The following is a 14,755-nucleotide window of genomic DNA, read 5'->3' as shown; positions in this document are numbered from 1 at the left end:
CTTGAAATCAAATAAAATTGGATATACATTTTAAGAATGAGTGATACTATTAGTTCTATTGGCGAAGCCGCTAGTCAGGCCGCAAACGACGTACTTTTGAGTCAGACAAGTTCTTTTCTGACATGGGTAAAAGGACTTCTTACCTGGGAACATCTTTTTAAGCTTATTGGAACCCTTCTGATTATTTTTGTAATCTGGCTTGCGTTCCGTCTCATAGCCAAGGCAATCCGTAAGGTGCCGGAAGCAAAACTTCCCGCTCAGCGAACTGCCATCATAATTCGTTTTCTGAAATATATCTTTTATATAATCATAGTACTTTATGTACTTGGACTTTTTGGAATCAATCTTAAAGCCATCTGGGGAGCAGCTGGAATTGCCGGAGTTGCAATCGGTTTTGCAGCGCAGACCTCGGTGAGCAATCTGATTAGCGGCCTTTTCGTTTTGACAGAAGGTTCCATTCACGTTGGCGATACAATCATTGTTGGTGATGTAACTGGTATTGTTGATGAAGTTAAGCTTCTTTCAATCCGCGTTCACACTTACGACAATCAGATGGTTCGTATTCCAAACTCTACTATTATTAACAGCAATCTTACAAACAATTCATATCATAACAAGCGCCGCCTTACACTCAAGGTTGGAGTTGATTATTCAACAGATATGAAGAAGGCTCTTGAAGTATTGAAAAAGGCTCCGGAACTTTGCCCTACTGTTCTGAAAAATCCTGAACCGGCAGTATGGTTTGATGGTTTTGACGCAAGCAGCATTAATCTTGTTGTGGCAGTATGGTTTAAGCCGGTTGATTTCCTGCAGACAAAGAATGATCTTTACATTGCAATCAAGCAGGTGCTCGACGAAGCAGGCATTTCAATTCCATTCAACCAGCTGGATGTGAAGATTAAACAATAGACTGTCATCCCGAACTTGTTTCGGGATCTGTTTTATATGGTAAAGCTAAAAATTGCTTTCGCAATTTTTTTAACGCTTTGCTATTTATCACCGGCCGCCAGCGGCCTTACTCAGATGCTGAAACAAGTTCAGCATGACGATGAGCATATGAACTACTTTGATTCCTACGACTGGCAGACGATGCTTTCGCAGCACCCTGCCAGAAATTATGATATTTCCGAATATTTTGAGATTCTCTGTCCTAAGGACGACTGGCCGGTTTTTCTGAACCGGTATCTTGAGCTGCCTGTACTCAAGCGCCTCTCTGGAGTTGGGCTTTTGTGCGGCACCGACTGGACACCTCTTTATAAAAATCGATTTTTTTATTCACGCTTAGATCACAGCCTTGGTGTTGCTCTTATTGTGTGGCATTTTACCCATGATAAGGCACAGACAATTGCAGGTCTTTTGCACGATATTTCTACTCCAGTTTTTTCGCATGTTTCTGATTTTAGAAAAGGTGATGCGCTTACTCAAACTGCTACTGAGGAGCCGACAGCGAGAATTATTCGTGGAGATGCTGAGTTAGGCCGATTGCTTAGCGAAGATGGTCTGACTCCCGCTCAGGTAGAAGACTATCATATTTACCCTATTGCAGATAACGAGATTCCGCAGTTGAGTGCAGACCGCCTGGAGTATATGTTTCCTTCGGGAATGGCTTTGGACGGAAGCTGGACAATGGATGAGATTCGCCAGTGTTACAACGACCTTGTCATTTTAAAAAATGAAGATGGAAAGGATGAGCTTGGTTTTAAACATGTTGAAATTGCAGAGCTTTATTGTGAACACTTTTGCATGATTGGTCATATTCTTCAGCTGAATGAAAACAAACTTACCCTCCACCTTCTTGGCCAGATTATGAACCTCGCAGAAAAAGAAGGCATACTTAGTGAAGAGGATTTTATGACATTAAGTGAAAGCCAGGTGATGGAGAAATTAAATGGATTGCTTCGCTTCGCTCGCAATGACGAAGATTGTCATTGCGAGGCGGAGCCGAAGCAATCTACAAACATAGAAAAACTCAGAAATTACTTTAGAACTTTCCGAACAATGACTTCTATCGAACACACAGAGTGTGAACTAACTAACGATAGTTATTTTTGTGTCAATCTGAGAGTTAAGCAGAGGTATATAAATCCACTAGTTATGATTTCGATACGGCCTTCGGCCTACTCAACCACCGTAGATGCCAATAACATAAGTCGGCTCTCTGAGGTCTCGGAAAAGGCACGGCGCATCATTGATGACTTCAAGACTTACAGCGATACTGCGTACGGTTGCGTGAAGCTCGTTTAATCACTAAAATAGAGCACATGATTGAATTAACCAGTAAACAGAGAAAATATCTCGAAAAAGAAGCACATGACCTTCAGCCGGTTGTAATTGTTGGCGGCGCCGGAGTAACTGATGGCCTTATTCAGATGGTAGAAAATTCTCTTGCTTCTCACGAACTTCTCAAAGTAAAGTTCAACGAATATAAGGACGAAGTAAAAGAGCTTACCTCAGAAATCTGCGAAAAGTGCGACGCAACACTCGTTCGCATCATCGGCTTTACAGCAATTCTTTACCGCGAAGCAAAAGAGCCGGAAGACCGCAAGTTTAAGCTTTAGAGTACGCCCACTTTACAATCGCCAGGGCAAACTTCATCTGACTTTCCGGCAGGAAGACATAATACTTCTGCTCGCCTTCTTCGCCGGAAGCAGTAAGCTGCATTACACTATTCGAAACCGAAAGAACAGCAGACAGAGCCGTAAGAGGAACTTCAGTTGTTCCGGTTTTCGAGAAAATCACAACCCGTTTATCAGTTACAACAAAATCCCCTTCATTATCCTTTTGAACAGTTTCAGTTGCATATAAGATTTTTTCACCCTGAGCAGCCTTTAAGCGCAGAAAGTGAACAAGAGGCATTTTCGCATCATCGGCAAGTGGAAGTTTATAAAGATTCGTATCGACATAAGGATTTTCGTACTCATCCTTTTTTCCGGCCGAACGAAAATTACGCCAGAGAATCAAAATCATCACAATTACAAAAAACAGGAAGATATAAAAACCGCGGCCAAGAGCACGACCACTCTGTTTTTTTACAGAACGCGGAATACGCTCTTCTTCCGCTTCAGACTGCTCTGAATCTGATTTTTGTTTTTTATTTGAAGCAGGAGAAACTTTCTTGTCTTTTTTTGATGGACGGCCAGGATTTGCCGAAGCCTCATAAGCTGTTTCTCCGCCATAATATTTGAACGGAAGGGAAATTCCACCCGTGTTATACGAAGGCTCAAGCAGAAGCACAAAGGCAACAATGGCAATGTACAAAAGAGAGCCGGCAGAAGTGATTATGATTTTTCGCTTGGTTTTCCATTTTGTCTGAAACCACATGAGGGCAAGACCAATTGGAATCAGAAGGATTGTACAAAAACAGGCTATTGTAATGATTGAAAAGACTTTATCTCTCTGCATTCGAAATCAACTCCAAATGTAAACTTTAAGTTATCTGTATTCATTATATCAGAGGGTGTGCCGGAAAGCACGGATTTTTTTGAACTGGCAGAGGTCTCAGTGCTTGCAGAGGTCTCCGAGTTGGCCGAGGTTCGCGCAGGCGGAAGCAGGATGATTTTGTCTGCATAGCGGGCGGCAAGGTTGATGTCGTGAACGGCCGCAAGGATTCCGATGTTTTTTGAATGCGCGGTGTCGCTAAGCAGCTGCATAAGGTGAGGCTCAAAAACGTAGTCCAGGTTTGCGGCCGGTTCGTCCAGCAGGAGAAACTTTGGAGTTTGTGCGAGCGCACGCGCAAGACGAACTTTCTGGAACTCGCCGCCGGAAAGCGTATGAATTGTGCGGTTGGCAAATTGCTGGAGGGAGAGGTCCGCAAGCACTCCGTCCACCACAGCATTGTCCGCAGCGGTGTAGTTCGCAGGACCAAACCGTCCGAAAAATCCACTTTGAGCGTGCGCGTACCGCCCCTGAAGCACGTAGTTGTGAACCGTAAAATCCCACTCAGAATATTCATTTTGCTGAAGGTACGCGATGATTCGGGCGGCGTCGCGGCGGGCGAGTTTCTGAAGATTAACCGAGGTCTGCTCCATTTCCGGTTCACTCGCCCCATCGGTGCTTCGACTCCGCTCAGCAACCTCGCCGGTCAGGGACCGGGCACTCAACCAGCGTACCTCGCCAGTCACCTTCAAAGCTGCGTCCTGCACCCCTGCCATTACCGAAAGCAGCGTGGATTTACCCGCGCCGTTCGGGCCGCACAAGCAGACAAACTCGCCCTGGAGAAGGGAGAGATTTATGTCACGAAGAATTGGAGTCTCTTTGTAGGAAGCATTGAGGTTTGAAATCCGGAGTTCTGTGGCCGCGGTGGTTTCGGCAAGCTCAACCACCGGCAATTTCGTCACTTTCATTTCTTACCTCCCAGGCATAGAGTTAAGAAGAACGGAACTCCAAGAATCGACGTGATGATTCCCGCAGGAAGTTCGCCTGGCGCAATTACAACTCGCGCAAAGGTATCTGAGAGTAAAAGAAGCGTAGCCCCGAAGATCATGCTGAATGGAACGAGGGTGCGGGCGCGCGGGCCGAGGAACTTACGAACTATATGCGGGGCAATTAATCCAACAAAACCGATGGTGCCGCCCGCACACACGGCGGCGCTCACAGCGAGAGCACCGCAAAGTAGAACGAGGACGCGAAGCTTGTTGACTTCGACGCCGAGCGCGGCGGCGGATTTTTCGCCACCGGTGAGTAAGTCGAGCGGGCGCGCCACTAGGCACATAAGTATTATAGAAACCGCAGAAGGCAACAAAATGAACAGAATCTCATTCCAGCCGCGGCCGTTAAAGCTTCCGAGAATCCAGGTGTATATCGAATGCAACTCTTTGTTGCAGGTGAGAAGCAGCATTGAGCTTATTGAAGAGTACAGGGTGCCAAGCGCTGTACCGCAAAGCAGCAGCATTACAGACGAAGATTTTCCACCGCGACTGAAAGCAAGAGATGTCACGAGAAGGCCTGCAACGAGGGCCCCCGCAAAGGCACAAAGATTTACCGGCGATATATAGGCCCCTACTCCACCTTTACCGGTGAGTGCCATTACACCCGGCACAATGCTTGCAATAACTGCGCCAAGCGTTGCTCCGGAACTGATCCCCATAATTCCCGGCTCTGCCAGTGGATTTCGGAAAAACAGCTGAAACACAGCACCGCTTCCGCCAAGTAAAAGTCCTGTTAAAAAAACAAGCAGCACACGGGGAAGCCGCAGCTGCCATAGAATGATATTATCGAACTTATCTCCCTGTCCAAAAACAGCCGCAAGGCTAACCTTTTCCGCGCCAAGCATTAAGGCAAGAATCACAGAAATGATTAAGAGGATGGGAGATAAGATTTTCCAGATAATATCTCGTTTCACTATTATTTCAATAAATCAGCAAGTTCAACAACAACATCTGCAATTCTTGGACCTGGTCTTGTGTAAACATTATCATTTACAACATAAACACGTCCGTTCTTTACTGCAGGAATATCTGACCAGCCGTTGCGAAGTCCAACAGCAGATGCTTCCATTCCTGTGCTTGAAGGAATAAGAATTACTGCAGGCTCGCGAGAAATAATTGTTTCTTCACTTACCATTGGATATGCATCTGTCAAATCACCAAAAATATTTTCGCCGCCGGCTTTTACAATTACATCATTGATAAACGAAGTTGTTCCAACAGACATATATGGAGCATTCCAAACTTCATAGTAAACCTTTACAGCACCACTCTTCTTTGCTGCATTAGCAACCTTCTTCAGTTTTTTCTCCATACCATCTACAACTTTTGCAGCTTCTTTTTCGTGACCAGTCAATTTACCAACATCAAGAATTTCCTGTTCAACAGAAGCAATTGATTCACCCTTAGAAATATAATAGGCAATTCCATTACTCTCCAAAGTTGAAATCAAAAAGTTATGCATGCCTTCTGTAAGATAAACCAGATCCGGCTTAAACGACATGATTGTTTCAATGCTCAAAGTTTTTCCATCAAAACCGCCAACAACAGGCTTTGCAGCAGCTTCTGCAGGATAGTCTGTATATTCACTTACAGCAGCAACCTGATCGCCGGCACCTACCGCGAAAAGAATTTCTGCAGCACTAGGTGATAAAGCAACAATTGATTTTGGATATTCATTTTCACTAGACTTTGGCTTTTTGGCATAAGCCGAGAAAGTAAATGCAAGTAAAATAAATAAAGATATTATTTTTCGATTTTTCATTTGTGGTCCTCGTTTTCTAATAGATTATGGTTTCGATACGGCCTTCGGCCTACTCAACCACCGTGTGTGTGCTTCTATTTGCAACCCCACTCGGCATAGTACGCGTCAAGCTGAGTTTTAATCTCATCTGTGATAATTTTCTTATCACCGTTTGTATAAAGTGCTTCCACAACGTCGCTCATAGAAACAATTGCACGAGCCGGGAATCCGTATTTTTCTGAAATTACATCAAGGGCAGCCTTGTCACTTTCTGGTGCACGCTCTTCACGATTCAAACTTACAATTTCACCAACGATTTTGATTGAACCTGGAGTAGTCTCAAGTGCTTTGATTTTTGGATACACTTCTTCGATTGATTTTCCAGAAGTAGTTACATCTTCAATAATTACAACGCGGTCGCCATCCTGAATCTTATAACCAAGGATTGCGCCCTTATCTGCACCATGATCTTTTTCTTCCTTACGATCACAGCAGTATTTGATTTCTTTTCCATAAAGCTCGCTGTAAGCAACGGCTGTTACAACAGCAAGAGGAATACCCTTGTAAGCTGGACCAAAGAACACATCAACATCATCGCCAAAATTGTCGTGAATTGCCTGTGCATAATATCTTCCAAGCTTAGCAAGCTGGCCGCCAGTAACATAACCACCGGCATTCATAAAGAAAGGTGACTGTCTTCCGCTCTTAAGAGTAAACGACCCGAACTTCAGCACTCCACAGCTGACCATAAAATCAATAAATTCTTTCTTGTAATTTTCCATGATTTATATTTTATCAAAAATGAATTATACTTCCAACTATGAGTGCAACATTTCTTTTTCCAGATAGTAATGATTTTTCACCAGATTTTAAGGAAGTGGCACGTTATCTGGGCTACAGAAAAGCAGCCGGCCCAGAAAGTGATGTGACAGCGCTTATGGAAAAAGCAGCCCGCGAAATGCAGGCTGTGATGAAGCCACAGGCGGTGTTTGAAGTGTTTGATTTATCAATGAACGAACTGACATCTGCGGTAGTTTCGGCAAGCTCAACCACCGGAACACTTCGTTTCGCCGACGTTACACTCCACTCCCGCGACCTCAGCACAAACCTTTCGGGCTGTTCTCAAGTTGCACTGCTCGCGGCTACAATTGGACCTCAGGTAGATGCGCTCATTCGTAAGAACAGTTCACTCGACCCGGTTTATGCAAGTATTCTGCAGGCAACCGGTGCCATGTATATAGAAGAAGTTGTTGATTTTGTAAATGATGAGATAAAAAAAATCGCCGGTTCGCAGGGGCTGAAAACGAAACCTCGTTACAGTCCTGGATTCGGCGATGTTCCTCTTGAAGTTCAAAAGGATTTTTTCCGGCTGCTGCCGTGTACCCGCATAGGCCTTACGCTTATGGATACCCTCATTATGGCGCCGGAGAAGTCAGTGACGGCTTTCGTGGGGCTATTTTAAGCAAGAGCGGTCCAATCTGTCAAAACCGTCGGTGAGCTGGCGGGCAATCTCTACGAGCTTTGCTACATCACCCTTGCGTGCACCTTCAATGTTGAGTGGCATAACAGGATCGTGCAAGCTGAGTCTCAAAAGCATCCAGCCCTGAACATCATCTCCCTTAAATGAAAGACGGATTCCTTCGTACGACTGTGGCATTTCATAGCCTGCAGCCTGAGCACGTTTTTTGAACTCATCAAGAACACCCTGACCATAAGCCTTAAAATCATCTCCAGAAATCTTAAAGCGGTATTCACCTTCTTCAACAAGCGGAGGAAGTTTTTCAATAAGACTGTCGAGCTTCTTTCCCTGAGCATTAGCCTGAGCAAGAGCAATTACAAGTTTAACGGCAAGGAAGGCTCCATCATCAAGGAAGTAGTTATCTTTAAGAGCACCATGTCCCGAAGTTTCCATAGCAAGAGGAGCAACAATTCCTTTAGCATTCAATTCCTTCTGCTTGTTGATTACGTTCTTGTAACCACGCATATAGCAAAGATGCTTAAGACCAAGAACATCCTGAAGGAAGTATGTAAGACGATCAGAAGTAACGCTGTCTGTGATGATAGTTGAACCAGGATATTCAGGAGCAAGAATTGCGGCGATCATAGCGATGATAGAGTCACGGTTGATTTCGCTGCCGTCACTCAAAACAGCAGACATACGGTCAACATCAGTATCAAAAATCAAACCAAGATCAGCCTTGTTGTTGAGAACGGCCGAGCGGATTGCTTCCATAGCCTGTTTGTTTTCTGGGTTCGGAATATGATTAGGGAACATTCCGTCCGGCTCAAGGAACTGGCTTCCGGTTGTATCTGCACCAAGCGGCTGAAGAATCTTATCAACAAAGAATCCTGAAGCACCATTACCACTGTCTACAACAATGTGAAGTCCTGCAAGAGGCTTATCGCCCTTACCAAGAGAAGCAAGTCCATCAGCAATTTTATTTTTAAGATATTCAGCATAAATAGAAAGAAGGTCGAGTTTTTCAACAGGAACATTAATTTTTGCAGGATTAAGGAAGCCTGCAAGATTCAGGATTTCTGTAATATCCTCATGCTCAAGACCACCATCATCATCAAAAAACTTAATACCATTGCGGTTGAAAGGAAGATGGCTTGCAGTAATCATTGCAGAACCGTTGAAGTTTGTCTCCGGAAAAACAATAGACATAAACATAGCCGGAGTAGTTGCCATTCCACAATCAACAACAGTTGCACCGGCGCTCACCATACCATCAATAAGAGCATCTGCAAGATCCGGCCCTGTAACGCGCGAATCACGGCCAACACCAAGATGCAGCGAAGTAGCGTCCACATCCAGCTTCTTTGCCAGCCAGCTAACATAAGCACAACCAATCTGCTTTGCAATCTGCGGAGTAAGATTTACATTCTCCCCCTCAACACCTTCAATTGCAACACCACGAATATCACTACCATTCTGAAGCTTCATCAAATCCATATTTTCCGTCCTAAACTTAGTTTTCCTAAAATTATATTGTTATTTAAGTTTTTTTTAAAGAATCTTTCCCAAAAACTTCCTGAAATGGTTAAAAAGAGTCTATCCATCTGTAAAGACGATCCATTCAAAGATGAAAAAGATTTTGGTTTACCATGTTATACCTTCTCGAGGATTTCATTATTCTGCTGTTTATTTCTAGAAGCAAATGACTTACGTGTAAAAGCCTGCTGCAAAAGATTCACATTATTAAAATGATACCCAATCTTCTTTTGAATCTGCGCAAGTTTTGTCTTATCTGGCATTCTTTCCTCGTTATTTCATTACAAAACAAGAGTCTGATTTTTTAAAAGGGTAAGAATCATAGTTTGATAGTTACTTTTATCTTCAACCTGCGAAATTGAAGTAACTTTTGTCCCTGCATCCTTTGAAGAGCCGCCGCAATGATAAATAATTTCGTCAGGTGTTCCAAAGTCTATAATGATATATCTGTCATGATAAACACCATTAGTCTTTATAAAAGAAACATGCACTCCTGGGTACTCTTTACAGAAATCGGAGAATTCATTCTTATGCAACCTGTTTCCAATATTATCGCTGAATATTGTTATTTGTACGTTAGGATTAGCTGATTTTAAGAGCACGAGAGTCTTCAGGCCAATATAATTATCAATAATATAAATAGTCTTCTTAGCAGAAGAATAAATTGTCGAATAAGTAATGTCCGCTTCGACTGTTTCACCATTAAAAAATAAATAATCCTTTTTGATATTCGGGTCAGTAAAGTCTTTAATCACATGAGTCAGTTCATCTTTGGAAACCATATTATTTTTTATTTCCTGAATATCTTTAGTATTTTCTGCTGTTTGTAAAGAAATCTGCAATAATTCTGGACTTGATAAAAGGTTTTGTCTTTGGAGAATAAAATCTTTCATTTGTTTAAAGAGGCGGATTAAAGCAATACTTTGTTTTGTTGCAATTTCGCCTTTAAGGACTGTCATCAACATGTATATGCCCTGTTCTGTAAAGGCATATGGATTACTTCGACTCATTGGACTTATAATTGCGGTCAAATTTTTTGACCGCAAATCATTCGTATCGTTGTTCAAGGTCGAAAATTTCGACCTTGAAAGATTCTGTACTTCTTCATCCGTAAGTTGAAAACGAAAATCTTCTGCAAATTTTTCTATATTATTTTTTACCTGCTGATTAAAGGCTTTTACAGAATATCCATAAATTTCTGCCAAATCTTTATCCAACATTATCTGAACACCACGTATGAGATAAAGTTTTTCCTGCAAGTTATCAATACTTATTATCATAAATCCTTAACTTGAGGTGCAAAATTTGCACCTCAAATTCTATTAATCTTCTTTCAATGCATTTTGAATATCATCAATATTCAAATTAAACAAAGTTTTTACACCTGCAAACGGAGACTCTCCTCCACCCTCTGGTGTAATGCGAAATACAGAACCATCAGCACGTTTAACTAAAACTGCTCCTTCGCTTTTAGCTTTATCCAAAATAGATGCAAAATTCTGTCTGGCTTCTGAATATGTAACTACAAGCATTTTACCCCTCTCGAAATTGCAATTTCTTTCATATTTTCATTCATAGTAAATAGAGGTAAAGAAAGCTGCTTTGCCAAAGAAATATAATAAGCTTCGTATGCGCTGCAACCTGATTCTCCTGCAATCACTATTGAGCTCGGAATATCAGGTTCTATAAATCTGATTGGAATTCGAGCCAATTCATGATATACCGCAACTCCATCAACCACAGTAATAAGACTTTTCTTGATTAACTTACTAACCGCATTTCCAATTTCGCAAGGAAGACAATCCGGTGCAAGAAGACGAGATTTTCCAACCGTATTCTGGACAACCTCCTTGGATTTGCGATTTAAGAGAAATTCCAAAATACAAACAGAATCAATAATAATTTCGCTCATATTTGCATTGTACAATTGTACAAGTGTTATGTCAACAAAATAAAATACCCTTGCCGTGAAAAAGCAAGGACTTTGTTTTATCCTGCGGTTATTTAGAAGAACAACTTATCGAGAATAAATGACGAAAGTTGTTTCAGTTGGGGTGATGTAAAGGCGGCTTCGTGACCAAGGCCAGCCAGAGGTTTGGTTGTTGAGGCAATCCAGTAGCGGGCATCGTCGGACTGTTTGTCTGGGACGCGGGAGTTGGAAAGGACTGGAGCAATGCCGGTTACGCGGCAAAGAGATTCCTGAACTTCTGGGCTGAGCAATTTTTCAACGAGAAGATTAGTTTTTTCATCAGCAGCCAGCGGTACAGCATAAGTAGTAGTAGCAGTAAAAGCCCTCTGGTCTGGTGTTCTTTTAGAAGGAACATAAATCGAACTAAATCCCGACAAAGCATAATCTTCAAGAGTTCTGTGAACTGAAAGAGTTGTAAAGAAAATATCAGTCTTGCGATAGTTTGCCATTGAGTTTATATCTTGATGAACAAACTCTCTTGAAGAATGCGAAATAAGCCCCTTATCAACCAATTGCTTAAGGTAATAAAAACTGTAAGGTAACGGAGCATCTGGATCTATAAAAAGTGCATTGAAAATTTTCTCAGCATCAAAAGCAGCTGCTTCTACCCCAACTCCTTCAGCATTTTTCAGAATTTGAGCAGCTTTGTTATAGGCTTCAACGCCGTCTACGGCTTCTCCTAAGGCCCCTAAAAAATCAAGCAGAAAAACCGGCTCAGCACCAGCAAAGCTTATAGGTGAATAATCATCTGAAGAAATCTTTTTAGCAAGTTTTTCAATATCATCCCAGGTTGCAATGCGTTCCAAACCAGACATTTTAAATTGAGAGATATTAATATCAATTTCAAAATTATCAAAAATTATAGGAACCGCTCTTACTTTTCCATCACGTGTAACGACAGCCTCTCTCATAGAAGAATACATACCTGAAGTGAAACTATAAGGTATATCAACATCATCTTTTACAAAAAATAGAGAGTTTTCCAGTGCATAACCGTCTGCTGCAAATATAAGATTAATATGCTTTTTCTGAATCTGCTCTTTAATAGTTGTTTCAGAATTGAATGTATAAAAAGAAATCTTTTGATTTTCACTCACGCAGATTTTTGTAAGCTGCTCTGTAAAAGCTTTTTCCTGAGCAGCACCAATATTATAAAAACCAACAGAAATTAAATCAGATTTTTTTGAAGAGCTCTTCGATCCAAAGATTATAGCCAGAATTACAATTATTAAAACTACGACAGTAATCAAAACAATAACCATTTTTCTTCGAGAAAATTTCATCAACAAACCTCACTTAAACTATAACATAAGATAGAACTGATAGCAAATGTATAGTGTTATCAAAAAAATTTTTAGCGAGATTCCAATTTTTTTTCTAAATTTTTGTCAAAAACGTCATATCAAAACTACTTTATATATGGGAGAAAAATAATAAGCGAGGTTGATTTATGGAAAATGAAGTAGCACCAACAATTAATCGTGAGTACAAAGACAGATTATTTAAGTTCATCTTTGGAAAAGACACGGAACAAAGTAAACGCTGGAGACTTCAGCTTTATAATGCGCTGAATGGAACAAATATTACAGACGCAGATGCACTTGTGATTAATACAATTGAAAATGTTTTATTTATATCTATGCACAATGATATTTCATTTATTTTTGATACAGAAATGAATTTATACGAAGAACAAAGTTCCTGGAATCCGAATATGCCATTAAGAGGTTTTATTTATTTTTCAATACTTTATCAAAAGTATCTAGTTAAAAATAAAATGACCATCCTCAGTACCCAGAAAGTAATGATACCCCGTCCAAGATTCTTTGTTTTCTATCATGGTAAAGAAACAGAACCTGAAACTATCAAATTAAAACTTTCGGATTCATTTCTTGGAGAACCAAGGGATGAAGAGCAATTTGAATGGACTGCAACCGTACTAAATCTTCGTCCTGATGAGAATGTTCCTCTTAACAAAAACTGTACTCCGTTGTATCATTATACAAAGTTTATTTCGATGATAACTGCAAATATTGCTGCAGGCATGGATAATCAGAAAGCAGTTGAAACAGCGGTAGATGAGGCAATAAAACAAGAACTGCTTGGAGACTTTTTCAAAGTCAATAAGGCGGAGGTAATCGGTATGTGTATGACAGAATTTGATGAAGAATTAGCCATAAATACATGGCGACAAGATGGTCGTACAGAGAAAGCTATCGAAACTGCTGTGAATATGCTGAAAAAGAATTATCCCACTTCTGATATTTCTGAAATAACCGGCCTCCCCCTCGAAAAAGTCCTTGAACTTCAGAAAGAAAGCACCGTTCAAGCCTGAATAATTAAAACTCCGTCGAATACTTCGCAAACTCGCTGTGTAAAAAGCTTCATATGAAGTCATAGCTGTCTCCATTTTAAGAATACCAGCCCGAATTTTCCGTCCAAGACGCCTTCCGCAATTCGCTGGTGCTCAGCCGCTTCACTCACCCACTTCGTTCGTTCGCTCCAGTGGCCGCCTTCGGCGTTGCTCCACGCTTGGGGCACCTGAATCTTACATTTGGTTTGAAATACGCTTCCTAATGTATGGCCTTTTCATAAATTTCTTATAAAAATTTATCACTTTTTTCCCAAATTTTTGTCAAAAACGTCATATCAAAACTACTTTATAGGTAGAGGATTTTATCCTTACACCCCAAAACTACAAGGAGGCACAAGATGTGTACACCAGAAACAAATCCAAATACAATTCCAACCCCAGAAGAAGAATGGAAAAATGCAACAATCGCTAATAACTTCATTTTTTATAAAGTTATGCGATATAATCCGGATGTCTGCAAACAGCTGCTCGAGATTCTTCTTGAAATAAAGATTGACCATATCGAAATGACACAGGAAGAATATGTTGACATAGATTTCGGTAAGAAAGCAATCAGGCTCGATGTTTATGCAGTTGGAGCAAAGCGTGCCTTTAATCTTGAAATGCAGGCAACTGATACAAAAGAACTGCCAGAACGTTCACGGTTTTATCAAAGTGCATTAGACTTAGACGATTTAAATGCAGGAACAGATTATATAGATTTAAAAACAAGCTACATCATATTTATCTGTGTTCCGGATATCTTCGGAAAAGGACTTGCTAAATATACATTTGAAAATACCTGTATCGAACAACCGGACTTAAAGCTGAATGATCGTAGTTATAAATACTTTTTTATTGCAAATAATTATGATAAAATATTAAATAAAGAACAGAAATCATTTTTACAATTGGTTACCAGCAATAAGAGCACAAGTGCCTTTGCTGATAAAATCGTAAAGCTTGTTGAAGACGCTAAGCGTAATACACAGTGGAGAAAACAGTTTATGGATTTTAAACATCATTTGTCACAATCCTTCCGCGAAGGCAAAGAAGCAGGCTTTAAAGAAGGCTTAAAAGAAGGCGAACAGAATAAAGCTGTGGAAACAGCAAAAACAATGTTAGCTGATAATCTTCCACCTGAAAAGGTTGCTCATTACTCAGGTCTTTCCCTCGAGCAGGTTCTTGAACTTCAGAAAACCACTCCGGTACAAGCATAAAAGAAAAAAATAGCCCGCCTTCTGTGTCTGCAGCACTGTAGGCGGGCCTT

The 14,755-nt window shown here is 41.0% G+C and carries 17 protein-coding genes; 6 read left to right on the top strand and 11 right to left on the bottom strand.

From position 1 onward, the window contains the following. Positions 1-36 precede the first annotated feature (36 nt). The 3 genes from BM161_RS12280 to BM161_RS12270 are packed head-to-tail and all read left to right on the top strand — an operon-like array spanning position 37 to position 2,558. Complete coding sequence (locus BM161_RS12280; RefSeq protein ID WP_074933136.1) at positions 37-909, top strand: mechanosensitive ion channel family protein; 873 nt, start codon at positions 37-39, stop codon at positions 907-909. A 36-nt stretch (positions 910-945) separates the two neighbouring features. Continuing rightward, positions 946-2,244, top strand: coding sequence for an HD domain-containing protein (locus tag BM161_RS12275; RefSeq protein WP_244882839.1), 1,299 nt, complete (start codon positions 946-948; stop codon positions 2,242-2,244). A gap of 17 nt (positions 2,245-2,261) precedes the next feature. After that, on the top strand, positions 2,262-2,558 hold the full coding sequence (locus tag BM161_RS12270) for a YhbY family RNA-binding protein (protein ID WP_074933134.1): 297 nt from the start codon (positions 2,262-2,264) through the stop codon (positions 2,556-2,558). Here BM161_RS12270 and BM161_RS12265 read toward each other — a convergent pair. From BM161_RS12265 to pyrE, 5 genes are all read right to left on the bottom strand, one after another. Continuing rightward, positions 2,548-3,402: a hypothetical protein gene (locus tag BM161_RS12265; RefSeq protein ID WP_074933132.1), complete on the bottom strand. Its 855-nt coding sequence runs from the start codon at positions 3,400-3,402 to the stop codon at positions 2,548-2,550. The two genes, BM161_RS12270 and BM161_RS12265, sit on opposite strands and share 11 nt — an antisense overlap. Continuing rightward, positions 3,366-4,343, bottom strand: a complete 978-nt coding sequence (locus tag BM161_RS12260; protein WP_074933130.1) for an ABC transporter ATP-binding protein — start codon at positions 4,341-4,343, stop codon at positions 3,366-3,368. Before BM161_RS12260 ends, BM161_RS12265 begins: the two co-directional genes overlap by 37 nt. Beyond that, complete coding sequence (locus BM161_RS12255; protein WP_083425796.1) at positions 4,340-5,341, bottom strand: FecCD family ABC transporter permease; 1,002 nt, start codon at positions 5,339-5,341, stop codon at positions 4,340-4,342. The genes BM161_RS12260 and BM161_RS12255 overlap by 4 nt, the downstream gene beginning before the upstream one ends. Positions 5,342-5,343: 2 nt before the next feature. Continuing rightward, positions 5,344-6,189, bottom strand: a complete 846-nt coding sequence (locus BM161_RS12250; protein WP_074933128.1) for an ABC transporter substrate-binding protein — start codon at positions 6,187-6,189, stop codon at positions 5,344-5,346. 74 nt (positions 6,190-6,263) lie between these two features. After that, positions 6,264-6,950, bottom strand: a complete 687-nt coding sequence (gene pyrE, locus BM161_RS12245; protein WP_074933125.1) for an orotate phosphoribosyltransferase — start codon at positions 6,948-6,950, stop codon at positions 6,264-6,266. 38 nt (positions 6,951-6,988) lie between these two features. On the opposite strand from pyrE, the gene BM161_RS12240 reads away from it, so the two are divergent. Next, positions 6,989-7,630: a hypothetical protein gene (locus tag BM161_RS12240; RefSeq protein WP_083425795.1), complete on the top strand. Its 642-nt coding sequence runs from the start codon at positions 6,989-6,991 to the stop codon at positions 7,628-7,630. On the opposite strand, the gene BM161_RS12235 is transcribed toward BM161_RS12240, so the two are convergent. The 6 genes from BM161_RS12235 to BM161_RS12215 all read right to left on the bottom strand — a co-directional run bounded on the left by BM161_RS12235 (position 7,622) and on the right by BM161_RS12215 (position 12,415). Further along, on the bottom strand, positions 7,622-9,124 hold the full coding sequence (locus BM161_RS12235; RefSeq protein WP_074933123.1) for a phosphohexomutase domain-containing protein: 1,503 nt from the start codon (positions 9,122-9,124) through the stop codon (positions 7,622-7,624). The two genes, BM161_RS12240 and BM161_RS12235, sit on opposite strands and share 9 nt — an antisense overlap. 155 nt (positions 9,125-9,279) lie before the next feature. Next, positions 9,280-9,426, bottom strand: a complete 147-nt coding sequence (locus BM161_RS14425; protein WP_177206244.1) for a hypothetical protein — start codon at positions 9,424-9,426, stop codon at positions 9,280-9,282. A gap of 18 nt (positions 9,427-9,444) precedes the next feature. Then, on the bottom strand, positions 9,445-10,443 hold the full coding sequence (locus BM161_RS12230) for an ORF6N domain-containing protein (protein ID WP_074933121.1): 999 nt from the start codon (positions 10,441-10,443) through the stop codon (positions 9,445-9,447). A gap of 42 nt (positions 10,444-10,485) precedes the next feature. Continuing rightward, a complete protein-coding gene (locus BM161_RS12225) occupies positions 10,486-10,695 on the bottom strand; it encodes a type II toxin-antitoxin system Phd/YefM family antitoxin (protein WP_074933119.1) in 210 nt (69 codons plus the stop codon). Further along, a complete protein-coding gene (locus BM161_RS12220; RefSeq protein ID WP_074933117.1) occupies positions 10,686-11,075 on the bottom strand; it encodes a type II toxin-antitoxin system VapC family toxin in 390 nt (129 codons plus the stop codon). The genes BM161_RS12225 and BM161_RS12220 overlap by 10 nt, the downstream gene beginning before the upstream one ends. A gap of 92 nt (positions 11,076-11,167) precedes the next feature. After that, positions 11,168-12,415 (bottom strand): hypothetical protein, encoded by a 1,248-nt coding sequence (locus tag BM161_RS12215; RefSeq protein ID WP_074933115.1) that lies wholly within the window; start codon positions 12,413-12,415, stop codon positions 11,168-11,170. Positions 12,416-12,582: 167 nt separating this feature from the next. Here BM161_RS12215 and BM161_RS12210 point away from each other — a divergent pair, with 167 nt between their 5' ends. Together BM161_RS12210 and BM161_RS12205 are read left to right on the top strand one after the other, a co-directional pair. Next, a complete protein-coding gene (locus BM161_RS12210) occupies positions 12,583-13,467 on the top strand; it encodes a hypothetical protein (protein ID WP_074933113.1) in 885 nt (294 codons plus the stop codon). Positions 13,468-13,844: 377 nt separating this feature from the next. Beyond that, positions 13,845-14,705 (top strand): Rpn family recombination-promoting nuclease/putative transposase, encoded by an 861-nt coding sequence (locus BM161_RS12205; protein ID WP_074933110.1) that lies wholly within the window; start codon positions 13,845-13,847, stop codon positions 14,703-14,705. The last annotated feature ends 50 nt before the right edge of the window (positions 14,706-14,755 follow it).

Origin of the sequence: Treponema bryantii (assembly GCF_900113965.1) — a bacterium.
GTDB classification, from domain to species: domain Bacteria; phylum Spirochaetota; class Spirochaetia; order Treponematales; family Treponemataceae; genus Treponema_D; species Treponema_D bryantii_A.
Note: the sequence above shows the minus strand (reverse complement) of the source record. Positions and strands in the feature narration are given on the sequence as shown.